At 32.0% G+C, this 7,272-nt stretch carries 4 protein-coding genes; 1 reads left to right on the top strand and 3 read right to left on the bottom strand.

All coding sequences use genetic code 11. The features are described 5' to 3' along the window. The coding region (locus B2X73_RS14945; RefSeq protein WP_291096846.1) for an FN3 associated domain-containing protein at window positions 1-282 on the top strand (282 nt) is incomplete at its 5' end. Between the two features lie 995 nt (window positions 283-1,277). On the opposite strand, the gene B2X73_RS14940 is transcribed toward B2X73_RS14945, so the two are convergent. The 3 genes from B2X73_RS14940 to B2X73_RS14930 all read right to left on the bottom strand — a co-directional run bounded on the left by B2X73_RS14940 (window position 1,278) and on the right by B2X73_RS14930 (window position 6,689). After that, window positions 1,278-1,979, bottom strand: coding sequence for a hypothetical protein (locus B2X73_RS14940; protein ID WP_139144981.1), 702 nt, complete (start codon window positions 1,977-1,979; stop codon window positions 1,278-1,280). A 309-nt stretch (window positions 1,980-2,288) separates the two neighbouring features. Next, the gene (locus B2X73_RS14935) at window positions 2,289-4,031 is read right to left on the bottom strand and encodes a hypothetical protein (protein WP_070565835.1); all 1,743 of its coding nucleotides are present in this window, start codon (window positions 4,029-4,031) and stop codon (window positions 2,289-2,291) included. Window positions 4,032-4,037: 6 nt separating this feature from the next. After that, complete coding sequence (locus tag B2X73_RS14930) at window positions 4,038-6,689, bottom strand: hypothetical protein (protein WP_070565837.1); 2,652 nt, start codon at window positions 6,687-6,689, stop codon at window positions 4,038-4,040. Window positions 6,690-7,272: the final 583 nt, after the last annotated feature.

Here is a 7,272-nt window from a genome sequence, read left to right as displayed (position 1 = left end):
CTTTTGTCGGAATATTCATATTGGGTTCCTCCTGTTTTTGAAACGCTAGAATCTACTGAAACTGGACATAGTTTCAATATCACATTCGATACTGCTGTTCCGGATGCTGCAATTTACTTCACATTAAATGGAAAAGATCCTACTGATGCAGATCTTTTAGCCAAACCCAGTCAAACCATTAAAATAATGGTCCCAAAAGGAAAGGTTGTTATGCTAAAGGCAATTGTTATTACAAGCAGTGGGCGCAGGAGTATTATTTCATCGAAGAAATTCATCGGATAAATTGTACATGGATCGAACACAAAATTTATTTCCTATGCTATTTCGAATAATATGAACGAGGTTATCTAAGAAATACGAATCCTTAAGGAGAAATCGAACTCTGGAAAAACGGTAGGAGAGTGGCTACAAACCTCATTTTTTGCGCCATCGATAACCAAAGACTAAATAATTTTGTTAATATTTTCGAACTCTAAATGAACATACTTTAACAGGTTGGTTCATAGTTTTTTATGGGTATAAAAAAAGGAGGCACCTTTTATTAAGTGTCTCCTTTAGTGGGGTCACGAGAGCTCAATAGAACCTTTAGTGCCTTTATTACAGTTTATTAAGAAGATAAAAATAGGCAAATAGAATTATATGGGATTAACCCATGTAGTTCTATTTGCCTGTTTTCGTTTATCTAAATTTTGATGATCTGAGTATTCTAATTTTGATATTAGTAATAATTATAGTTGCAGTTGTTAGTTTCTTTGTCGCGCTATATATAAGATTATATTGACGATCAAAAAAGGATTGTTTTACTTTTAAGGGATATGGATTAAAAAATGGAATCTCACCTCATCTTTCTGCTATAATACATTTTCTGAAAAAAGGACTGATCATTCAATAATATTAATCTGCTCTAAAAGGTCACTGGTTAATCTTGAGAGGGAGTTTTTTTTCGCATTTATACACTTTTTTATGTACTCTTCTATTTCTTTTAACAGGGGTGTCTGCTTTTTTGTGAAGGAAATAATCGAGATCAATATCTAGAATTTTCAAAATATGATTAATTTATCGTTCTTTATATGTGTAGAATATTGTTTGTTCCTTTTAACTATTTGTATTTCAATTGATAGAAGTGTTTTCTATTGATTGTAATACTGCTTGAATGGTAATCAGATCTTCCTTATATCCATTTTATTTAAAGTTTCTACTGAGTGCTTGATAATGAATTATTAGATGATACAATCATTCTTGAATTTATTATTTTTACAGGATTATTATTAGATATATTAGTTCCACCAATCGAAATTTACGTCAGGTACAACTTCAAACAAGCTGTCCATTTTTCTGGCAAAGTATTTTCTTAAGATCTCCCCATCTTGATTATTTTGCCGCAATTCGTTCTGATATTCCATAAAATAATTGAGTAGTCTGTAATGAAGCAGTGTTCTGTATATCTTAATTTTTCCATTTTCCGTCACAATGAATTTTGATTCGTTCTTGCTATCGGTTTTTTTTGGCGAAAGATTTATATGCCAACTATTTTTTGTTCTTGCCTCATGCATTAATGCACATCGAACATCAGAATAAAAATCTATTGAATTAAACGGATTGTTTGGAACCATAGCACCATGTATGTCTAATGACCAAAAATGATCCTTAAATATAGATGCAGATAGAAGAAATTCTGTGAAAATTTTCCTGCTTGACTTGTATTCATAAGCTGGATTTCCATTACGGTTATTATGATTGAAAATCATCCCCTTTCTAAATGCAGCGAGAGTCTCAATGATTGCACATTGAACAGTCATGATAGCGAAACCTTCACCATTTTTTGATCTATCATTGATTATAATTTGAATTGGAGAGAAAAATTTTTTTCTCAATCTGTTGTTGAAAATTTGAATTGCTTCTTCCCATATTTCATCATACCCGTAAGATTGATCTAGTCGCATTCTTACGTTGGCCCAGGCTAATTTTTCGTCTTCCATACTATTCATATCTATTAAAAAACCACACCAATCAAGGCAAAGTTTTAAATAGAATTTTTATTTATTTTCCCTCAGATATTTATCCGAATATTCTACCTTTTTCCGCAACTTCTAATTCTGCAACAAATTTTTCAAGATCGTGAAATTTACTGAAGATATATTGTCAAATATTTTCATGAACCTCAATAATTTCCATTATATCATTTATTTGATAAAAATTTAGTTTCTTAAACTCATTTGTGTTTAGCATGTTCATTTTTTCTTTTCTTAAAACAGCGAATAATCGAAAAAATAATATCCTATTTAATGCTAAACTATTTTGATGAATCTCGGATCAGTTTTTCGATCCATTCCTCGTTCCTTTTTAAAGCCCAAGCCAGTGCTGTATAATTGATCATAAATGTAGTCGTCATTTGGGCTAAAACGATATGTACCAGTCTGCTTTAAAATTTTTTTATGTTTTAAAAACTGACCTGTAATTTGTCCTTCGTCGTTCACTATTAATTGTCCATGTAAGTTTCTCCGTTGATTTAAAAACCTGTAAAAATCCCTTTCTGACATCTTTAGTTTTATTAATCCTAAAAGAAATATTTCTAAATCATCAATACAGACTGCCCATGGGAAGTGATCGTCGTTATCGTATAGATCTAACATCATTTGCAAATCAGACTGTACGTGACCGAATTTATTATACGTTACTATTATAGTATGAATATCTTTTATGTTATTAGGATCTATGTTAAGTACAACGTTCATTTTCTTGTCATAAACATCAAAAGGCATCTTAGCCATCAATTTTTCCTTAACACTATAAGCTTGTATATACCCATAGTCAATGGTTTCCTTAAAATCTTGCCAAATTCCATTATAGGCTTTGTCTGGATCATACATAGGTTCGCGTATTTTCCCGGCTTTTGCCTCTATAATCAACGCTGTTTCTCCCGCTAATACTAAAAGGTCCCGTTCGCTACCACCTTTCTCTAAGTAATACGATGGTAATATTTTTACGAGGCTATTTTGTTTGTAAAAGTCTTTAAAAATTTGTTCAATCTTGCGTTCTAGATATTTATCCCTAGCTTTGGTGATACGATTTTTATTTTTAATAATCTCAGAGCACTTCTCCTGAAGTAAGTCAGACATTGCATTCAATAAGACTCTGTGATCAATAATCATATAATTACCATCCAATAGTTTATAGATAGGCTTTTTATATAACTGGTTTGGCTGGCTAAAAAACAAAAAATTTTTGTCAACAGAACTAGTAATAGTCAATTTTTCCAATACAGTGTCAACAAGCGGTTTCGAACAATGTTCAAGATCAAATAATGAGAAAATATTGACCATAGACGGATCAGCAATGTACTTAAACATATCTATAGGCTGTTCCGATAAGGATCTCATTGCCTCTTTAAAACTACTGCCATTCGCTAAAGCACTTAATATCTCTTTTTTGAACTCGTCTTTATTTAATTCTTTTTTTTGCTGTTTTATAAAGGCTTTATCCTTCTTTAATTCAAATAAAGCATCAAGACAATTATATAATGCAATTACATCATCAGCATTCCACCCAAAAGTTTTTATCAATTCGGAATCGAAGTTTTTATAAAGCTCAACAACTTTTTCAATGGCCTGTTCTTCAAAATGTAATGGACCAACATGAAAAAATGAGATATAGGTGGATAACCCAATCTGCCTTCGTCGCAAAACTTCTTCAGTGTCCATTGTTTCAAAAAGAATCTCAGAAAAAGGCTTTAGCTCACCATATTCATACCTATGAGCTGATTCCATTTTTGCTAGCATTGGAACTATTATGGGCCAGTCTTTTTCGAGGTCAAATGGTATTCGCTCACTGGAATTTATGTCTGAAGTTATATTGAGATTGAATAAATAAAACAACTGCCTAAAAGGAGAAACCAATCCATTGATAATCGATCCATTCCAAGGAAGTGTGATTCCATTTATAAATGAGGTCATTTGGCGAGCGAAGGCATCGGCTTCAAATCGTCCAACCATATTCTTCAAAGACTTTGCTATACATTCAAGGTTATCCATAATCTGCTATATCTTGCCAAATTTTTGCAGTTTTTCAATTTTAAGTCGCTCAACTTCTTTATTCAGATTTTTTTCCAAATCCGCAATTTTGCGTACTTGTTTTACATAGTAATTTTTGTGTAAGTATGCTTGAGATCTGAAGGTACCCTCTATTGGTCTTATTTTCAACGCATCTGAAAAGTCATATCTTACGGACAGGTTGCTTTTAACACCTTTAATCTCGAAGTTATATGAAATTGTAATTTCTTCGAGTAAAATTATTTCTTTAAAAAGGTCTTCTGACAACTCTCTTAATCCTTCAAGTTTTTTGCCTCTGAAAAGTATGATTAAGTCTTTCTCAGTCCGATCTTTATATATTTCGGGGATTTCTTTAGTCTCGTCGAAAATATACTTTAGACCTTTTATATCTTGCTTTATAAAAATATTGCTACTAGCAATATTGTTGAAGCTCAACAAAAAATTAACCCTTTCTGTATTTGATGTAAAGTCAGAAAATTTGATCTCTGTAGTTTGGTCAGCAATGTGGCCATGCTCTAGTAGCTCCTCTTTAATAATTGTATTTATTCGATTAGCGATAATCTTGGCATCTTTGGAATTTGTCTCAACATTGTTTAAGATGAATCCGCCATTAATTTTTTGGTACGTGATTTTAATAGGTTCCCAAATTGTATTCAGTGCGATGTGTTTTGTTGGATCTTTTTTCTCGACATGCGATGAAAATAAAAAAAGTCCAGGCTGATCTGGGTCGGAGGAAAAGACAACCGGGCTATTTAGCTTTGCTTGTAGACCATCCGTAATGTTTTCAAAGTTTGGCCTGATCTGACTAAATATTTCCGATATAGGTGTCTCAGTTATCGCTGGTAGAAAATATGGAATACTACTAACCGGTCGTTCCTTAACATTTATCAAATTAATGAAATTTTCTAACTCGATAGGACTAAATAGCAAGCTTACCATCAAGTCCATAAGTTTACGCTTGTCCGCATTCTTTAAAAAAATTCCTTTATGAGATAGGAATATTTTTAAATCCTGCGCACTAATCTTATCTGTATTCAGGATTGGTTTGAGAATATCTCCGTAAGGCAGTTGCTCTTTAAAAATAGGGTTAATTCGAAGTTCTCCCTCTGATTGAATAGCCTCAATTGTTGATGAAATGTCGCCAATGGTGGGTATAGACAATTCCGCAAACTGCAATGTTTCAACAAATAGTGATTTTTTAACGCTTACTTTATCTAAAAGGTCACTATTATCAAAAGATTGAAGCACATCCAATACTTCGTTTTGAAAATCTAAAGAGTAGTCACTAAAATAAACAATATATTCATTTGCCAATCCGCTGGTCAAACGAATGAGAAACCATATTATTTTTTTTAGATTCTCTTGATTGTATGGGTCGGAGCAGAATAAAAGTACGCTGATCTTCTCACTGTTTTCTTTTATTATTGGAAGAATATTAGTATTAATGTACTCTGGAGGTAGTTGTGTTCCTCGCTTTCCTATTTTATTGAAGGACGAATTAAATTCTGTTATTGGATAGAGAAATTTAACAGGTAAATCTTCCCGGAAGTTCTTTGCGGTTACTATGGAGCTAATTATAAAGTTTGCTTTAGCATTATCAACTAAAAAGTAATGCTGATCAAGTTCCATATATTCATTTCTAAAAACTTCTTTATTCTGATAGATAAAGTCTTTATTGATATCATCGTTGTCAGTAGATATCCAAAAGAGGATATTAAAAACTCCATTAGATTTTTGAGTATCAATCTTTCTTTTGGCTTTAAAATCCTCTGTAATAACGTTAGTGGCTTTTATAAAATTTCTAATCTCGTAGCGTGCATTTTCCGGATATTTGTAATCTTGTAGCGCGTTGATGAAGATGTGGTTTGTGGTATTATCTTTTAATTTACTTTCGAAAGTAACATAGTAGTCTACTTTCGCGGTTTCATTACTTACCAATTTGTCATCAAAGTAATCAAGTGTGAAATCTTTACTGAAATGTTTCCAGCCAATGAGTTTCAAAAAGTTTGAGGTTATAATCTGTTCAATAGTTAAGATTGGCTCTTCACTATCAAAACCGGTAAATTGAATAAAAGGATTTTTACTTACATACTTTTCGATAGCGCTAAGCCAATTTAAAAGCACATTATCAAAATCTTCTTTGGTAATGGTTTTTCCAAAGATTGAATCATGTCCTAATTTGAAATTTAAGCTATTTACTAATATTTGTTTAATAGTGGCTTGAAGTTTACTGCGATTTTTTTTCTCATAAAATTCATCGAGTTTTACAATTGAATTAGAAAGTAACAAATCCAAATCCAATGGCTTTTTTACGATTTTCACACCATCAATATCGCTTGTTTCATTTAGCTTGGAGTCGGTGTGACCAATGCAAATCAGCTCATAATGCTCTGCCAAAGTCCCATTTTTTAGTTCAGCTACCCACTTCTTCGCTGCAGTATAACTAATTGTATTTTGGGATGATTTAACCTGTACCAGTTTTTTTTTATTAGTATTTAGCTCCCATTTAATGTCAACTTTTTCGGATTCGTCATTAGGTTCAATGGTAACAGTTTGCCAATTTGATGATTGAGACAGACTATCTAAAACCGTAATAATTGTTTGCAGGAGATACCCCCGCATACCATGTTGACCACCCATAATTTTCAAAAGGTTTAAAATGTTAAAAAGTAGAAAGATAATAAATTTCTAAGAAATATGCCATAAATATTATAACACCGAAAAAATTAATGGATTGAATTTCTTATTGGCGTTAGGTATTTTAACAAAGCTAATTGTTCCAATAAAGATATGTATCCAACTAAGAATTGGTAAGATTTTGAAAAGCTTTGTCTAAAGTTTGGTGCGAAATATGATCTATTCCAAACGAAATTGAAGTTAAATAAGACAGCTAAAAAGGTCAATAGGGTGTTAAGATTTAGGAGCATATTGAAAAAGCGTTAAATATAATGGTATTCAGCGCAAAAATAAAAAATTGAACCGCACCGAATAACAAAAATTTGTCTCCTAGATACATTTTCAAAATATTTGGTTTTTACTACTATGTAAAATGAATTGATGATTTTAAGCTTGAACATCACTTGCGTCCTAAACGTTTAAAAAGTGGCGGTGTTTGGATATAGCAAAGTTGCTATATTTAAATTGCAAAATTATAACCCACCGCCAGGATAAAGTTAAAGGTTTTTAGTCAGATTTTATCTCTTATCGACCGCGAATTAGTGAA

Origin of the sequence: Empedobacter sp. UBA7252 (assembly GCF_002472765.1) — a bacterium.
GTDB lineage: Bacteria > Bacteroidota > Bacteroidia > Flavobacteriales > Weeksellaceae > Empedobacter > Empedobacter falsenii_B.
This window is presented reverse-complemented; position numbering and strand designations above follow the sequence as displayed.

Excerpts from the sequence above, each read along its gene's own strand:
- B2X73_RS14940 (WP_139144981.1), bottom strand. The coding sequence starts at position 1,979 with ATGGAAGACGAAAAATTAGCCTGGGCCAACGTAAGAATGCGACTAGAT.
- B2X73_RS14935 (WP_070565835.1), bottom strand. The coding sequence starts at position 4,031 with ATGGATAACCTTGAATGTATAGCAAAGTCTTTGAAGAATATGGTTGGA.
- B2X73_RS14930 (WP_070565837.1), bottom strand. The coding sequence starts at position 6,689 with ATGGGTGGTCAACATGGTATGCGGGGGTATCTCCTGCAAACAATTATT.